We start from the raw sequence: 14,023 nt of genomic DNA, 5'->3' as shown, positions 1-14,023 counted from the left end.
CCGCTCAGCTCCCTTCGTGAACGTCTACGCTGCTGCCCATGGACGCACTTGCCGGGCTTCTGGACGGGCCGCGGGCCAGAGGGGCCTTCCTGCTGCGGATGGTGATGGAACCGCCGTGGTCCGTACGGATCGAGGACCGGGCTCCGCTCTGCCTGATGTCGATGACCGAGGGCGAGGCCTGGATCGTGCCCGCCGACGGCACCGAACCCGTGCTGCTGCGCCCCGGCGACCTGGCCATCGCGCGCGGTCCCGAGCCGTACACCGTCGCGGACCGGCCCGGCACCCGGCCGCAGACCCGGATCGGTCCGGGCGGCATCTGCACCACCCTGCGCGGCGAACCGCTGGCCCAGTCCATGCACTTGGGTGTACGCACCTGGGGCAACGCCCCGGACGGCGAGGCGTCCATGCTCGTCGGCACCTACCTGCTGGACGGTGAGATCAGCAGACGCCTCCTGGACGCCCTGCCGGCTCTGATCCTCCTTCCCGGCGACGGCCGCGGCAGCCCGCTGCTGACGCTGCTCGACAGCGAGATCGCCAGGGACGAGCCGGGGCAGAGCGTGGTGCTGGACCGGCTGCTCGACCTGCTGCTGATCGACGCCCTGCGCACCTGGTTCTCCCGGCCCGGAGCAGCGGCCCCCGCCTGGTACAGGGCCATGGGCGACCCCGTCGTCGGTCAGGCGTTGCGGCTGCTCCAGAACGAGCCGGCCCACCCCTGGACGGTCGCCGCGCTGGCGGACCGGTCCGGAGTCTCCCGGGCCGGGCTCGCCCGCCGCTTCACCGAGCTGGTGGGGGAGCCGCCGATGGCGTACCTGACGGGCTGGCGCCTCGCCGTCGCGGCGGATCTGCTGCGGGAGACGGACGCGACGGTCGAGGCGGTGGCCCGGAAGGTCGGCTACAGCCAGGCGTTCGCCTTCAGCACCGCGTTCAAGCGGGTGCGCGGGGTCGGCCCGCAGGACTACCGGAACGGACGGGGCTTGCCGGAACGGCAAGAGGATTTGCCCATGGCCTGATGTGTGGTGAGGCTGTCCCCATGAGCAACGACACCGGTCACGGTCACCACCAGGACAGCAGCCACGGCCACCGGCACGAGAGCGGCCATGCCCACCATGACGGCTCCGATCTCGACTGGGACGCCATCGGTCCGCTGCTGGAGAAGAACGCCGAACTCAGCACCGGCCAGTACACGGAGGCCGCCCGCTGGATCGCCGGTCTGCCCGGCGCTCCGGAGGTCCGCCGGGTCCTGGACATCGGCAGCGGGCCGGGCGTCGTCGCCTGCCTGCTCGCCGAGGTGTTCCCGGAGGCCGAGGTCGTCGCCGTGGACGGCACCCCGGCCCTGCTGGAGCGCACCCGCGACCGCGCGAAGCGGCTCGGGCTCGGTGACCGCGTCACCACCCTGCACGCGGAGCTGCCCGACGAACTGGACCGCGCCGGAGAGGCGGACCTCATCTGGGCGGGCAACGCGCTGCACCACATGGGCGACCAGCGCGCCGCACTCGCCGGATTCGCCGGACTGCTGCGCCCCGGCGGCACCGTCGCACTCGTCGAGGGCGGGCTGCAGCCCCGCCATCTCCCGCGCGACATCGGCTTCGGCCGGCCCGGTCTGGAGGAGCGGCTCGACGTGATCCAGGCCGAGAGCTTCGAGCAGATGCGGGCGGACCTGCCCGGCACCAAGCGGGAGACCGAGAACTGGGCCGCCCTCTTCACCGCCGTGGGCCTCGACCCGCAGGGCACCCGGAGCTTCCTGCTCGACCTGCCCGCGCCCCTCAGCGAGGCGGCTCGGAACCACGTCATCGACAACTTCACCCGCCGCCGCGAGAGCCTGGGCGAGCGGCTCGACGCCGAGGACAACGCGGTGCTCGACCGGCTGACCGACCCCGAGGACCCGGCCGGACTGCACCGGCGCACCGACACCTTCCTGCTGCTGGCCCGGACGTTCCACCTCGGCCGCAAGGCCTGAGCGCGACAGCGGAAATCCGCCGTCCGGCCACTGGCCGGACGGCGGATTTCCGGGTTCGGTCAGCGGTGAAACGTCACCGCTGACCTTCCGGCTCAGGCGCCGAGGTTGAACTCACCCGGGTGCGAGCCGAGCCGCTTCCCCTCGTCCAGCGCCGCGAACGCGGCCAGGTCGTCCTCGTCCAGCTCGAAGCCGAACACGTCGATGTTCTCCGCGATCCGCGAGGGGGTCACGGACTTCGGGATCACCACATGGCCGGTCTGGAGGTGCCAGCGGAGCACGGCCTGAGCGGGCGTGCGGCCGTGCTTCTGCGCGACCGCGACCACCGTCGGGACCTCCAGGAGGCCCTTGCCGGAACCCAGCGGCGACCAGGCCTCGGTCAGGATGCCGTGCTTGGTGTGCAGCGCGCGGGACTCGGCCTGCTGAAGCTGCGGGTGCAGCTCGATCTGGTTGAGCGCGGGTACGACGGAGGTCTCGCCGAGCAGCCGCTCCAGGTGCTCGGGGAGGAAGTTCGACACGCCGATGGCCTTCGCGCGGCCGTCCGCGTAGATCTCCTCGAACGCCCGGTACGTGTCCAGGTACGCGTCCTTGGCGGGAACCGGCCAGTGGATCAGGTACAGGTCGACGTAGTCGAGACCGAGCTTGTCCAGCGAGGCGTCGAACGCGCGCAGCGTCGAGTCGTAGCCCTGCTCGCTGTTCCACAGCTTGGTGGTCACGAAGAGCTCGTCGCGGGCGACACCGGAGGCGGCGATGGCCTTGCCGGTGCCCCCCTCGTTCCGGTAGATCGCGGCGGTGTCGATGCTGCGGTACCCGGACTCGATGGCTGTGGTGACCGCCTTCGCGGCCTCGTCGTCCGGCACCTGCCAGACTCCGAAACCGAGCTGGGGCATCTCGACGCCGTTGTTGAGGGTGAGGGAGGGGACCTGGCTCACGAGCGGTCGATCCTTACGTTGGGAGGTGGGACTCGAAGCTTCAACGATCAAGACGGCCCGCACATTCCCGTCTGCGGACCCGTTCTTTCCGGTTCAGCGGTACGGCCTCTCCCCGCCCCGTGGTACGGCCCCTTCCCACCCAGCGGTACGAACCCTTCCCGGCTCAGCGGTACAGCGCGTCCACCTCGGCCGCGTAGGCCGTCTCGATCGCCTTGCGCTTGAGCTTCAGCGACGGGGTCAGCAGCCCGTGCTCCTCGGTGAACTGATGGGCCAGAATCCGGAATGTCCGGATCGACTCGGCCTGCGACACCGCCGTGTTCGCGGCCACCACGGACCGCCGGACTTCCATCTCCAGATCCGGGTCCCGCACCAGTTCGCCCGGTGACAGCCGCTGCCTGCCCTGCATGGCGAGCCAGTGCTCCACCGCCTCCTGGTCCACGGTGACCAGGGCCGCGATGTACGGCCGGTCGTTGCCGACCACGATGCACTGCGCCACCAGCGGATGCGCCCGCACCCGCTCCTCCAGACCGGCCGGCGAGACGCTCTTGCCGCCGGACGTCACCAGGATCTCCTTCTTGCGCCCGGTGATCGTCAGATAGCCGTCCTCGTCCAGCCCACCCAGATCCCCGGTGGCCAGCCAGCCGTCGTTCAGCACCGCGTCGGTGGACTTCGGGTCGCCCAGGTACCCGGAGAACACATTGCGGCCGTACACCCAGATCTCGCCGTCGGCCGCGATGTGCACCGTGGTGCCGGGGATCGGCTGTCCGACCGTGCCGTACCGGGTGCGCTCCGGCGGATTGGCGGTGGCCGCCGCGGTCGTCTCGGTCAGCCCGTAGCCCTCGTACACCGTGACACCGGCGCCCGCGAAGAACAGCCCGAGCTGCCGCTCCATCCCCGAACCGCCGGACATGGCGTGCCGGATCCGGCCGCCCATCGCCTCGCGCACCTTCTTGTACACGACCTTGTCGAAGAACTGGTGCTGCATCCGCAGCCCGGCGGACGGTCCGGGACCCGTCCCGAACGCCCGCGCCTCCATCGCCTCCGCGTACTTCACCGCGATGTCCACGGCCTTGTCGAAGGGGCCGAGCCTGCCCTCCGTCTCGGCCTTGCGGCGGGCCCCGTTGAAGACCTTCTCGAAGATGTACGGCACCGCCAGGATGAACGTGGGGCGGAACGTCACCAGGTCCGGCATCAGCGCCTTCGCCGACAGCTCCGGCTGGTGGCCCAGCTTCACCCGGCCCCGGATCGCCGTGACCTCCACCATCCGCCCGAAGACGTGCGCCAGCGGCAGGAAGAGCAGGGTCGCGGCCTCGTCGCCCGGCCGGGAGTGGAAGACCGACTCCCAGCGCGACGCCATCGTCTCCGTCTCGAACATGAAGTTGGCGTGCGTGATCACACAGCCCTTGGGCCGGCCCGTCGTGCCCGACGTGTAGATGACGGTCGCGACCGAGTCGGGCGTGACGGCGCGCCGGTGCCGGTGCACCACCTCGTCCTCGACATGGGCGCCCGCGGCGACCAGCTCGGACACCGCGTCGGTGTCCAGCTGCCACAGCCGCTTCAACTGGGGCAGCTGGTCGATGACCGAGGCGACCGTCATCGCGTGGTCCTCGTGCTCGACCATCACCGCCGAGACCTCGGCGTCGTGGAGCATCCACAGGACCTGCTCGGCCGAGGACGTCGGATAGACCGGAACGGACTGCGCGCCGACCGCCCACAGAGCGAAGTCGAACAGCGTCCACTCGTAGCGGGTGCGCGACATGAGGGCGACCCGGTCCCCGAACCGCACGCCGTGGGCGATCAGCCCCTTGGCCAGGGCGAGCACCTCGTCGCGGAACGTGCCGGAGGTGACATCGAGCCACTTCCCGGACGCGTCCTTGCGGCCGAGGGCGATCCGGTGCGGATCCTCCTCGGCGTAGTCGAAAACCACATCAGCGAGCCCGCCCACGTGGGGCGAGGCCGCCATGGGTGGGACAGTGAACTCGCGCAATGACCTGCTCCTTGTGGCGCTCCGCACAGCGCCGTGACGCTACCCCACCGGACGCCGCCGCGGGAGAGCCCGCCACGGCCGGTGAAACATGGCGTCTGCACTGGTCAGGGGCTGAAATCCGGCCAGATGGGCAAGGCTCGGGCGCGCTTCCGACCAAGGAGTAAGTGGCTCGCGCGGGAATCTCCACCGAATCTGTACGCCGCGATCACTGCCGTTCCGTGCGGATACGGGGGTTTGGTCCGCCGTTGCCGGGCCTGACCGGGTTGGGCCGCCCCGGCCTCGGACCGAGGCGTCCCGTTGATTGTCCCCCTCAGGACCGCCCCGCAACCCCCGGCGGACGGATCAGCCGGTCGCCGCCCGCCAGGATCGCCGCCGCGAGCGCGTCCGCCGCCTGCTGCGCACCGTCCCGGCGGCGGCCGTGCAGCAGGACGAAATCCACCTCGCCCAGATCCGGCAGCCCCGCCCTGGCCGGCAGCGGGACCAGTCCGGGCGGGATCAGACCCCGGCTGTGCGCCATCACGCCGAGCCCCGCGTGGGCAGCGGCGATCAGCCCGTTGAGGCTGCCGCTGGTGCACGCCACCCGCCAGGAACGGCCCTGGCCCTCCAGCACCTCAAGGGCGCGGGCCCGGGTGATGGCCGGCGGCGGAAAGAGGACCAGCGGCACCGGCCGGTCCGGGTCGATCCGTAGCTCCGGTGCGCCGATCCACGTCAGCGCGTCCTGCCGGATCAGCTCCCCGTGCGTGTCACCGGACCGCCGCTTGGCCAGCACCAGATCGAGCCGGCCCGCCGCCAGCTGCTGGTGCAGCGTCCCCGACAGCTCCACGGTGAGCTCCAGCTCGACCTCGGGATGGTCGCGGCGGAACGCCTGGAGGATCTCCGGCAGCCGGGTCAGCACGAAGTCCTCCGAGGCCCCGAACCGCAGCCGGCCGCGCAGCCGGGTTCCGGTGAAGAACGCGGACGCCCGCTCGTGGGCGTCCAGGATCGTCCGGGCGAAACCAAGCATCGCCTCACCGTCCACGGTGAGGTCGACCCGGTGCGTGTCACGGGTGAACAGCTGTCGTCCGGCCGCCTCCTCCAGCCGCCGCACGTGCTGGCTCACCGTGGACTGCCGCACCCCGAGCCTGCGGGCGGCCCGGGTGAAGCTCAGCGTCTGGGCGACCGCGAGAAAGGTTCGCAACTGCGCGGGCTCGTACATGCGCGCCACGTTATCGCGAAACGTGATCACAGTCAGAGCGGTATACGGGATTCCCGATTTCGGTGCTCAGCGGCACGATGGCTACGGGACAGCCCCTGGGGCAAGACCCCTGAACGAGAGAACACGTGGAGCACATGAGCCGCCGCAAGCCGCAGCTGCCGTCCTGGCTGCCGATCGACCCGTACATCCTGGCGCTGATCGGCACCGTCGTACTCGCGGCGCTGCTGCCGGCCTCGGGCGCGGCCGCCGATGTCGCGGGCGGGGCCTCCACCGGGGCGGTCGCCTTCCTCTTCTTCCTCTACGGGGCGCGGCTCTCCACCGCCGAGGCGCTCGACGGCGTCCGGCACTGGCGGCTCCACCTCACGGTCCTGGCCTGCACGTTCGTCGCGTTCCCGCTGCTGGGGCTGGCGAGCAGGGGGCTGGTCCCGTATGTGCTGACGCCCCAGCTCCAGAGCGGCTTCCTCTTCCTCTGCCTGGTCCCCTCGACCATTCAGTCGTCGATCGCCTTCACCTCGATCGCCCGGGGCAACGTGCCCGCCGCGATCTGCGCGGGCTCCTTCTCCTCGATCGCCGGAATCTTCCTCACCCCGCTGCTCGCGGCCGCGCTGCTCGGCAGCAGCGGGGGCGGATTCTCCGGGGACGCGCTGCTCAAGATCGGCGTTCAGTTGCTGCTGCCGTTCGTCGCGGGACAGCTGCTGCGCCGCTGGATCGGCGGCTTCATCGCCCGGCACAAGAAGATCCTCGGCCTGGTCGACCGGGGCTCGATCCTGCTCGTCGTCTACACCGCGTTCAGCGAGGGCATGGTCGCCGGCATCTGGCACCAGGTCACCCCGGCCAGGCTCGGAGCACTGCTCGCCGCGGAGGCGGTGCTGCTCGCGCTGATGCTCACGCTCAGCTGGTACGGGGCCAAGCGGCTCGGCTTCGGCCGGGAGGACCGCATCGCCATCCAGTTCGCCGGCTCGAAGAAGAGCCTGGCCTCCGGTCTGCCCATGGCCAGCGTCCTGTTCGGCGCGCAGGCGAGCCTGGCCGTGCTGCCGCTGATGCTCTTCCACCAGATGCAGCTGATGGTGTGCGCGGTGCTCGCGAAGCGGCGCGCCCGGGACGTGGAGGACGCGGTTGCGGACGGCGAGGCGCTGGCGACGGCGCCCGTCACCGTGAGCTGACGACGCGGGGGTGCCCCACGGCCGGGGCGCCTCGCGGCGGGGGAGGCCTCAGCCCCTCCCGGCCCCCGTCTCAGCCCCGCCCGGCCTCCGCCTCCAGGGCGATGCGGTGCTCACCCGCGTACACGTTCATGGAAGGCCCCCGCAGGAAGCCGACCAGGGTCAGTCCGGTCTCCGCCGCCAGGTCGACTGCGAGGGAGGACGGCGCGGAGACGGCCGCCAGCATCGGGATGCCGGCCATCACCGCCTTCTGCGCCAGCTCGAACGAGGCCCGGCCCGAGACCAGCAGGATCGTCCGGGACAGCGGCAGCCGTTGGTCCGTGAGGGCCCGCCCGACCAGCTTGTCGACCGCGTTGTGCCGGCCCACGTCCTCCCGGAGGTCCATCAGCTCGCCCGTCTCGGAGAACAGCGCCGCCGCGTGCAGGCCCCCGGTCCGGTCGAACACCTGCTGCGAGGCGCGCAGCCGGTCGGGGAGCGCGGACAGCAGCGAGGGCTCCACCCGGAGCGGGGGAGCGTCGGCGACCGGGTGCCGGGTCGTGGTGCGGACCGCGTCCAGACTGGCCTTCCCGCACAGCCCGCAGGACGACGTCGTGTAGACGTTGCGCTCCAGCGTGATGTCCGGGACCACGACACCGGGCGCGAGCCGCACGTCCACCACGTTGTACGTGTTGACCCCGTCGGCGGTCGCCCCGGCGCAGTACACGATCGACTGCACCTCGTGGCCCTCACCGATCACGCCCTCGCTCACCAGGAAGCCCGCCGCCAGCGCGAAGTCGTCGCCAGGGGTGCGCATCGTGATGGCGAGCGGCTTGCCGTTCAGCCGGATCTCCAGTGGCTCCTCCGCGACGAGCGTGTCGGGGCGGGCGGACACGACCCCGTCCCGGATGCGGATGGTGCGGCGGCGCTCGGTGACCCGTCCCATGACCGTCAGACCCGATTTCTGTACGTGGTGGAAGCCGAAGCGGCACTTGGCGCAAAGGTCGTCCAGGGGCCGGAAATATTGTCTACAGTATGCGGTCCGCCTGGGCGGGGCTGTTGTCAAGCCTCCAATCGTTGAGCGGTAATCCTGTGGGATTACGTGCCTCTGTACCGGTCAGTAGCGACCAAGACTGGATGGTTCCTGCCATATGTAGCGAGGGGAACCTGAATATGACCGGCTCACGTGTCGTGGCGCTCGGCCACTATCAGCCCGCCAAGGTGCTCACCAACCATGACCTCGCGGCCATGGTCGACACCAGTGACGAGTGGATCACCAGCCGCGTCGGCATCAAGACCCGTCACCTCGGCGGCCCCGAAGAGCCGGTGGACGAGCTGGCCGCGCACGCCGCGGCCAAGGCGCTCGCCGCTGCCGGGCTCCAGCCCTCGGCCATCGATCTGGTTCTCGTCGCCACCTCCACCGCGATCGACCGGTCACCGAGCATGTCGGCCAGGGTCGCCGCCCGCCTCGGTATGACGTCGCCCGCGGTGATGGACATCAACGTGGTCTGTTCCGGTTTCACCCACGCTCTCGCCACCGCCGACCACGCCGTACGCGCCGGGGCGGCCACCCGCGCGCTGGTGATCGGCGCCGACAAGATGGGCGACATCGTCGACTGGACCGACCGCTCCAGCTGCGTGCTGATGGGGGACGGCGCCGGGGCCGCGGTCGTGGTCGCGGACTCCGGCCCGGCCGCGCGGCCGGGGATCGGGCCGGTGCTGTGGGGTTCCGTTCCCGGTATGGGGGACGCGGTACGGATCGAGGGGACGCCGCCGCGCTTCGCCCAGGAGGGCCAGTCGGTCTACCGCTGGGCGACCACCCAGCTGCCGCCCATCGCGCGCAAGGTGTGCGAGAGGGCCGGGCTCACCCCGGAGGACCTCGCCGCGGTGGTGCTGCACCAGGCCAACCTGCGGATCATCGAACCCGTCGCCAGGAAGATCGGCGCGGTCAACGCCGTCATCGCCAGGGACGTGGTGGATTCCGGCAACACGTCCGCCGCCTCGATCCCGATGGCCCTGTCCAAGCTGGTGGAACGGGGCGAGATCGCCACCGGGGCCCCGGCGCTGCTCTTCGGCTTCGGCGGGAACCTCAGTTACGCGGGCCAGGTGATCCGCTGTCCCTGAGGGGTAGCGGTGCTCGGCAGGCCGTGGAGGGCGGGCGATCGCTCGTTGCCCGTTGCTCCCGTCAGACGTACCACCAGCGTGAAGAGGCTGGCCCCGCGCTCTTCACGGCGTCGAACGACGGGCCGGGAACCGGTGTTCACCACGGCAGCCCTCACGCCTCCGGGCGGCGGCCGGGCCATGCGAGGTCGTCCACGGAGAGAAACCGCTCGCCCGCCACGGTCGCGGGGGTCACCCCGGTGAACGTCCTGACATCGCGATGCAGATGGGACTGGTCGGCGTAGCCGGCATCGGCCGCGACGCGGGACGGGCTCACACCCGCTACCAGGCGGTGAGCCGCATGGTCGAAGCGGACCAGTTTCACCGCGGGCTTGGGCGGGAGGCCGAGCTGCGACCGGAACCGCGACCACAGGCGCTTCCGGCTCCATCCGACCTCGGCCGCGAGCGCGTCGACCCGGGCCAGGCCACGGCTGCCGGTGATCCGGTGCCAGGCCCAGGCCACCTCCGGATCCACCGACGGCCCTTCCTCGTACCGATGGGCGAGCAGCGCGTCCGTCATCTCGAAACGGTCCTGCCACGACGGGACTTCGCCCAGTTGCTCGCGGATCCGGGACGCCTCCCGGCCCCACAGATCGCCCAGGGACACGACCGCGCCGTCGAGCTCGGCGGGGGAAGTGCCCAGAACCGCACGTGCGATCACCGGGGACAGGCGCACCTGTACGCACTCGACGTTCTCTCCCCAGGCCCGGACCGCGCCGCCGGCCCCCAGCCCCGGCCCGGCCACGAGGCTTCCCCGCTGCCGCTGTCCGGCGGCACAGCCCACTACGGGGGAGCCGGCGCCGAACTCCAGGAGCAGCGTCACGGCCGGATGCGGGATCATCCGGAGCGGGCCCAGGTCACGGGCGCGGAACCCGGCCATGGTGAGGCCGGCCACCCTGCTGGGACGCTGCGGGCTCGCGACGTCCCACACAGCCGTACCGTGCGTGAAGGTCCGCATCTTCGTATGCTACGTGAGCGGGCCGAGAGGGAACATTCGTCCAAGCCGCAGGCGGGTACCTGCGGCAACAGTGGGAGCATGACTGCTTCTGACGGCGGACCGTACGTGAACGGCCGCACCGGGACCACCGAGAGTTCGACCCTGTCGCTGGACGACGGCGACATTCATGTGTGCCAGGACGGCCCTCGCGACGCCCCCGCACTCCTGCTCATCCACGGCTCTGCGTCCTCGACCCGCTCCTGGGACCAGCTGGTTCCGCTGCTGGCCGGATCTCACCGCGTCATCCGGATCGACCTGCTCGGGCACGGCCGGTCGGCCAAACCCGCCGACCGCAGCTACGCGCTTTCGGACCAGGCGCGCCGGGCAGGCACGGTGCTGGACCGGCTCGGCGTCGAACACGCCGTGGTCGTCGGTCATTCCAGTGGCGGCGTGGTCGCCACCGCCCTCGCCGAAGAGCGGCCCGATCTGGTGACCGCGCTCGCGCTCGTCAACACCGGACCCGGCCTGAACGCCTTCATCGCACCGCAGTCCGATCCGGTCGGACTCTCGCAGTGGCCGCCGACCGACGAGCAGATCCGCGCCTTCGCGAGCACCGGTTTCAGCCGCGCGGGCTACCGGGTCCCACCGGAACTCCTGGACGAGGTGCGCTGTATGACCCTTCATACGCTCACGGCGACGATGGAGGCCACCCGCCGCTTCCTGGAACAGCAGGCGCTGCCGGAGCGACTGACGGCTGTCGGCAAACCGCTGCTGGTGATCTTCGGTGAGGACGACCGCAGATGGCGGTCATCGTCCGCCGCCGACTACCGCGCCGTTCCGGGGGCGGCGGTCGAGCTGCTGCCCGGTCTCGGACACTCACCCATCCTTGAGGATCCGCCGCGTACCGCCACCCCCCTGCTCGCCTTCACCACGCTTCACGCCGTCAGGGCGGACTGAAGTGAACGGGAGCGGCTCCCTGCGGATTCTCGTCTCCGGCGCAGGCATCGCCGGTCCGGTTCTGGCCCACTGGCTCACCAGGCACGGCTTCTCGGTCACCGTAGTCGAGCGCGCGCCGACACCGCGCAGGACCGGAGGCCACGCGGTCGACCTGTTCCGGCCCGCGGTGGACATCTCGGAGAAGATGGGCGTGCTCCCGCGTGTGGAGGAGCGGACCACCGGCACCCACCGGATGACGGTCCACCGGGAGGGCGCACGGCGTCCCGTCCGGGTGGACCTCTCGAAGATCTACGGTGCCACCTCCGACCGGCACGTCGAGATCATGCGCGACGAACTGAGCGAGATCTACTACGACACCACGCGTGATGACGTCGAGTACGTCTTCGGCGACTCGATCACCGAGATCTCGCCCGACGGCGAGGTGCGGTTCGAGAACGCCGCGCCGCGCCGTTTCGACCTCGTCGTCGGCGCGGACGGGCTGCACTCCCGGGTACGCCGCCTCGCCTTCGGTGACGAGGCCCGTTTCAGCGCTTTCACCGGGGTCTGCTTCGGGGTGCTCGCCCTGCCGAACGCCGCCGGGCTCGACGGCGAGCTCCTCATGCACGTCGGTGTCGGCCGTACTGCCGGCATGTACGGCGCGCGGCATCTCGCCGACGCGCGGGTGCTGTTCCTGTTCCGCAGCGAGGGTGAGCCCGGCCACCACCACGACGTGCCCGGTCAGAAGGGGCTGCTGCGCAGCGCGTTCGCGGGCATGCACCCCGACGTCGACCGCTGGCTGGACGAGATCGACCGCACTCCGGCGTTCTACTTCGACTCGGTTACGCAGCTGCGCATGGCGACCTGGTCGCGGGGGAGGGTGACGCTCGTCGGCGACGCGGGCTACTGTCCCGGTCCGGCCGTCGGCGGCAGTACCAGCCTGGCCGTCGTCGGAGCGTATGTCCTCGCCGGGGAACTGGCGCGGGCGGGCGGTGACCACGAGCGCGCCTTCCCCGCCTATGAGCGCGCGATGGCGGAGCACGTACGGGGCAGTCACGCGGCCGCGCTCGGCGCGGCGAAGACCCTGGTGCCCGCCTCGCGCCTCGGCGTGCAGGGGCTGGCCCAGGGCGCCCGCCTGGTCTCGGCCCTGCCCTCGGGGGCCGGTCGCGCCCTCCTGCGCCTCACCACCAGGAGCGCGCGCCTGTACAACTCCATGACCGTCGACGACTACCGGCCGTCGTCCACCACGGTCTCACGGGGCGGGGCCGGTCTCGCGGGCGACTCCTGAGGCGCGCTCGGGCCGGAGGAACCCGGGGTGGAGCAGGGCGACCGGAGCCCTGCTCCACCCCCCTTTGTCCTCAGTGAGGAGAAAGTTGTGGTGGATTCCTGCGCAACTTCTTCCCACTCCGGGCAAGCGCTGCTACGTTCCCCTCCAAAGCCCGACGGACAGGCCGATGTGGCGGGGAGGGGCGCGTGAGACGTATGACGGCACGACCCGCGAATGCGCATCAGGCGCGACTGCTTCGGCTGTTGCGCGACGGCGGGCCCAACTCACGGGCACAGCTGGGGGATCAGGTCGATCTCTCCCGCTCCAAGCTCGCCGTCGAGGTGGACAGACTGCTGGAGACCGGCCTTGTGGTGGCCGACGGACTCGCCGCATCCCGCGGCGGGCGTCGCTCGCACAACATCCGGCTCGCCCCGGCGCTGCGCTTCCTCGGCGTCGACATCGGCGCCACCTCGGTCGATGTGGCGGTCACCAACGCGGAGCTGGAGGTCCTGGGCCACCTCAACCACCCCATGGACGTACGCGAAGGCCCCGTCGCCATCTTCGAGCAGGTGCTGTCCCTGGCGGCCAAGCTCCGTGCCTCCGGGCTCGCCGAGGGGTTCGACGGCGCGGGCATCGGCGTACCGGGTCCGGTCCGTTTCCCCGAGGGGATTCCGGTCGCACCGCCGATCATGCCCGGCTGGGACGGCTTCCCGGTCCGCGAGGCGCTCAGCCAGGAGCTGGGCTGCCCCGTGATGGTCGACAACGACGTGAACCTGATGGCGATGGGGGAGCAGCACGCGGGCGTCGCGCGCTCCGTGGGCGACTTCCTCTGCGTCAAGATCGGTACCGGTATCGGCTGCGGCATCGTCGTCGGCGGAGAGGTCCACCGCGGTACGACGGGCAGTGCGGGCGACATCGGCCACATCCAGGTCGAACCGGACGGGCGCCCCTGCGCCTGTGGCAACCGGGGCTGCCTGGAAGCACACTTCAGCGGCGCCGCACTGGCCCGCGACGCCGAGGACGCCGCCCGTGCCGGGCAGTCCCCGGAGCTCGCGGCCCGGCTGTCGGCGTCCGGGAAACTCACCGCCGTCGACGTTGCCGCCGCCGCGGCCGCCGGCGACGCCACCTCGCTCGACCTGATCCGCGAAGGCGGAAACCGGGTCGGGCAGGTCATCGCGGGACTCGTCAGCTTCTTCAACCCCGGTCTGGTGGTGATCGGCGGCGGGGTGACCGGACTGGGCCACACGCTGCTGGCCAGCGTCCGGACCCAGGTCTACCGGCAGTCACTGCCGCTGGCCACCGGCAACCTTCCCATCGTGCTGGGCGAGCTGGGACCCGCCGCCGGAGTGATCGGCGCGGCCAGGCTCATCAGCGACCACCTCTTCTCACCGGCCTGACCCAGCACCACCGGCCCCACCCAGCACCACCGGCCTCACCCCGCATCACCGGCCTGACCCAGCACCACCGGGCCGCAGCACGTGCAAGAGCCGCGCACCACCCGCTTGATCGCTCTCCCGCCTGA

Annotated in this window: 12 protein-coding genes; 7 read left to right on the top strand and 5 right to left on the bottom strand. The window is 71.3% G+C overall.

What is annotated here, in order from left to right; genetic code table 11:
* Positions 1-38 precede the first annotated feature (38 nt).
* Both ACZ601_RS03980 and ACZ601_RS03975 read left to right on the top strand, forming a co-directional pair.
* Positions 39-1,010, top strand: coding sequence for an AraC family transcriptional regulator (locus ACZ601_RS03980; RefSeq protein WP_469532595.1), 972 nt, complete (start codon positions 39-41; stop codon positions 1,008-1,010).
* A gap of 20 nt (positions 1,011-1,030) precedes the next feature.
* The gene (locus tag ACZ601_RS03975) at positions 1,031-1,957 is read left to right on the top strand and encodes a class I SAM-dependent methyltransferase (protein ID WP_469532594.1); all 927 of its coding nucleotides are present in this window, start codon (positions 1,031-1,033) and stop codon (positions 1,955-1,957) included.
* 92 nt (positions 1,958-2,049) lie between these two features.
* On the opposite strand, the gene ACZ601_RS03970 is transcribed toward ACZ601_RS03975, so the two are convergent.
* From ACZ601_RS03970 to ACZ601_RS03960, 3 genes are all read right to left on the bottom strand, one after another.
* Entirely contained in the window at positions 2,050-2,886 is an 837-nt protein-coding gene (locus tag ACZ601_RS03970; RefSeq protein WP_469532592.1) for an aldo/keto reductase, read from the bottom strand.
* Between the two features lie 163 nt (positions 2,887-3,049).
* Positions 3,050-4,849, bottom strand: coding sequence for an AMP-dependent synthetase/ligase (locus ACZ601_RS03965; RefSeq protein WP_469532590.1), 1,800 nt, complete (start codon positions 4,847-4,849; stop codon positions 3,050-3,052).
* A 334-nt stretch (positions 4,850-5,183) separates the two neighbouring features.
* Positions 5,184-6,068: a LysR family transcriptional regulator gene (locus ACZ601_RS03960; protein WP_469532588.1), complete on the bottom strand. Its 885-nt coding sequence runs from the start codon at positions 6,066-6,068 to the stop codon at positions 5,184-5,186.
* 134 nt (positions 6,069-6,202) lie between these two features.
* Here ACZ601_RS03960 and ACZ601_RS03955 point away from each other — a divergent pair, with 134 nt between their 5' ends.
* Positions 6,203-7,231, top strand: a complete 1,029-nt coding sequence (locus ACZ601_RS03955) for a bile acid:sodium symporter family protein (protein ID WP_469532587.1) — start codon at positions 6,203-6,205, stop codon at positions 7,229-7,231.
* A 70-nt stretch (positions 7,232-7,301) separates the two neighbouring features.
* Here ACZ601_RS03955 and fdhD read toward each other — a convergent pair whose 3' ends face one another.
* A complete protein-coding gene (gene fdhD, locus ACZ601_RS03950; RefSeq protein ID WP_469532585.1) occupies positions 7,302-8,150 on the bottom strand; it encodes a formate dehydrogenase accessory sulfurtransferase FdhD in 849 nt (282 codons plus the stop codon).
* 227 nt (positions 8,151-8,377) lie between these two features.
* Here fdhD and ACZ601_RS03945 point away from each other — a divergent pair, with 227 nt between their 5' ends.
* Positions 8,378-9,328, top strand: coding sequence for a beta-ketoacyl-ACP synthase III (locus ACZ601_RS03945; protein ID WP_440577634.1), 951 nt, complete (start codon positions 8,378-8,380; stop codon positions 9,326-9,328).
* Between the two features lie 151 nt (positions 9,329-9,479).
* Here the strand turns inward: ACZ601_RS03945 and ACZ601_RS03940 are convergent, their stop codons facing one another.
* Positions 9,480-10,322 carry a helix-turn-helix domain-containing protein gene (locus ACZ601_RS03940; RefSeq protein ID WP_469532583.1) on the bottom strand — a complete coding sequence of 281 codons (843 nt, stop codon included), beginning with the start codon at positions 10,320-10,322 and terminating at the stop codon, positions 9,480-9,482.
* Between the two features lie 78 nt (positions 10,323-10,400).
* On the opposite strand from ACZ601_RS03940, the gene ACZ601_RS03935 reads away from it, so the two are divergent.
* From ACZ601_RS03935 to ACZ601_RS03925, 3 genes are all read left to right on the top strand, one after another.
* A complete protein-coding gene (locus ACZ601_RS03935) occupies positions 10,401-11,258 on the top strand; it encodes an alpha/beta fold hydrolase (protein WP_469532582.1) in 858 nt (285 codons plus the stop codon).
* A gap of 1 nt (position 11,259) precedes the next feature.
* On the top strand, positions 11,260-12,522 hold the full coding sequence (locus ACZ601_RS03930; protein ID WP_469532581.1) for an FAD-dependent monooxygenase: 1,263 nt from the start codon (positions 11,260-11,262) through the stop codon (positions 12,520-12,522).
* Positions 12,523-12,716: 194 nt separating this feature from the next.
* A complete protein-coding gene (locus tag ACZ601_RS03925; protein WP_440577630.1) occupies positions 12,717-13,898 on the top strand; it encodes an ROK family transcriptional regulator in 1,182 nt (393 codons plus the stop codon).
* Positions 13,899-14,023 lie beyond the last annotated feature (125 nt).

Source organism: Streptomyces sp. NPDC104307, from assembly GCF_055584045.1.
Note: the sequence above shows the minus strand (reverse complement) of the source record. Positions and strands in the feature narration are given on the sequence as shown.

Coding starts and splice junctions, on each gene's coding strand:
- ACZ601_RS03980 (WP_469532595.1), top strand. CDS start 39: ATGGACGCACTTGCCGGGCTTCTGGACGGGCCGCGGGCCAGAGGGGCC.
- ACZ601_RS03975 (WP_469532594.1), top strand. CDS start 1,031: ATGAGCAACGACACCGGTCACGGTCACCACCAGGACAGCAGCCACGGC.
- ACZ601_RS03965 (WP_469532590.1), bottom strand. CDS start 4,849: ATGGCGGCCTCGCCCCACGTGGGCGGGCTCGCTGATGTGGTTTTCGAC.
- ACZ601_RS03960 (WP_469532588.1), bottom strand. CDS start 6,068: ATGTACGAGCCCGCGCAGTTGCGAACCTTTCTCGCGGTCGCCCAGACG.
- ACZ601_RS03955 (WP_469532587.1), top strand. CDS start 6,203: ATGAGCCGCCGCAAGCCGCAGCTGCCGTCCTGGCTGCCGATCGACCCG.
- fdhD (WP_469532585.1), bottom strand. CDS start 8,150: ATGGGACGGGTCACCGAGCGCCGCCGCACCATCCGCATCCGGGACGGG.
- ACZ601_RS03945 (WP_440577634.1), top strand. CDS start 8,378: ATGACCGGCTCACGTGTCGTGGCGCTCGGCCACTATCAGCCCGCCAAG.
- ACZ601_RS03940 (WP_469532583.1), bottom strand. CDS start 10,322: ATGCGGACCTTCACGCACGGTACGGCTGTGTGGGACGTCGCGAGCCCG.
- ACZ601_RS03935 (WP_469532582.1), top strand. CDS start 10,401: ATGACTGCTTCTGACGGCGGACCGTACGTGAACGGCCGCACCGGGACC.
- ACZ601_RS03925 (WP_440577630.1), top strand. CDS start 12,717: ATGACGGCACGACCCGCGAATGCGCATCAGGCGCGACTGCTTCGGCTG.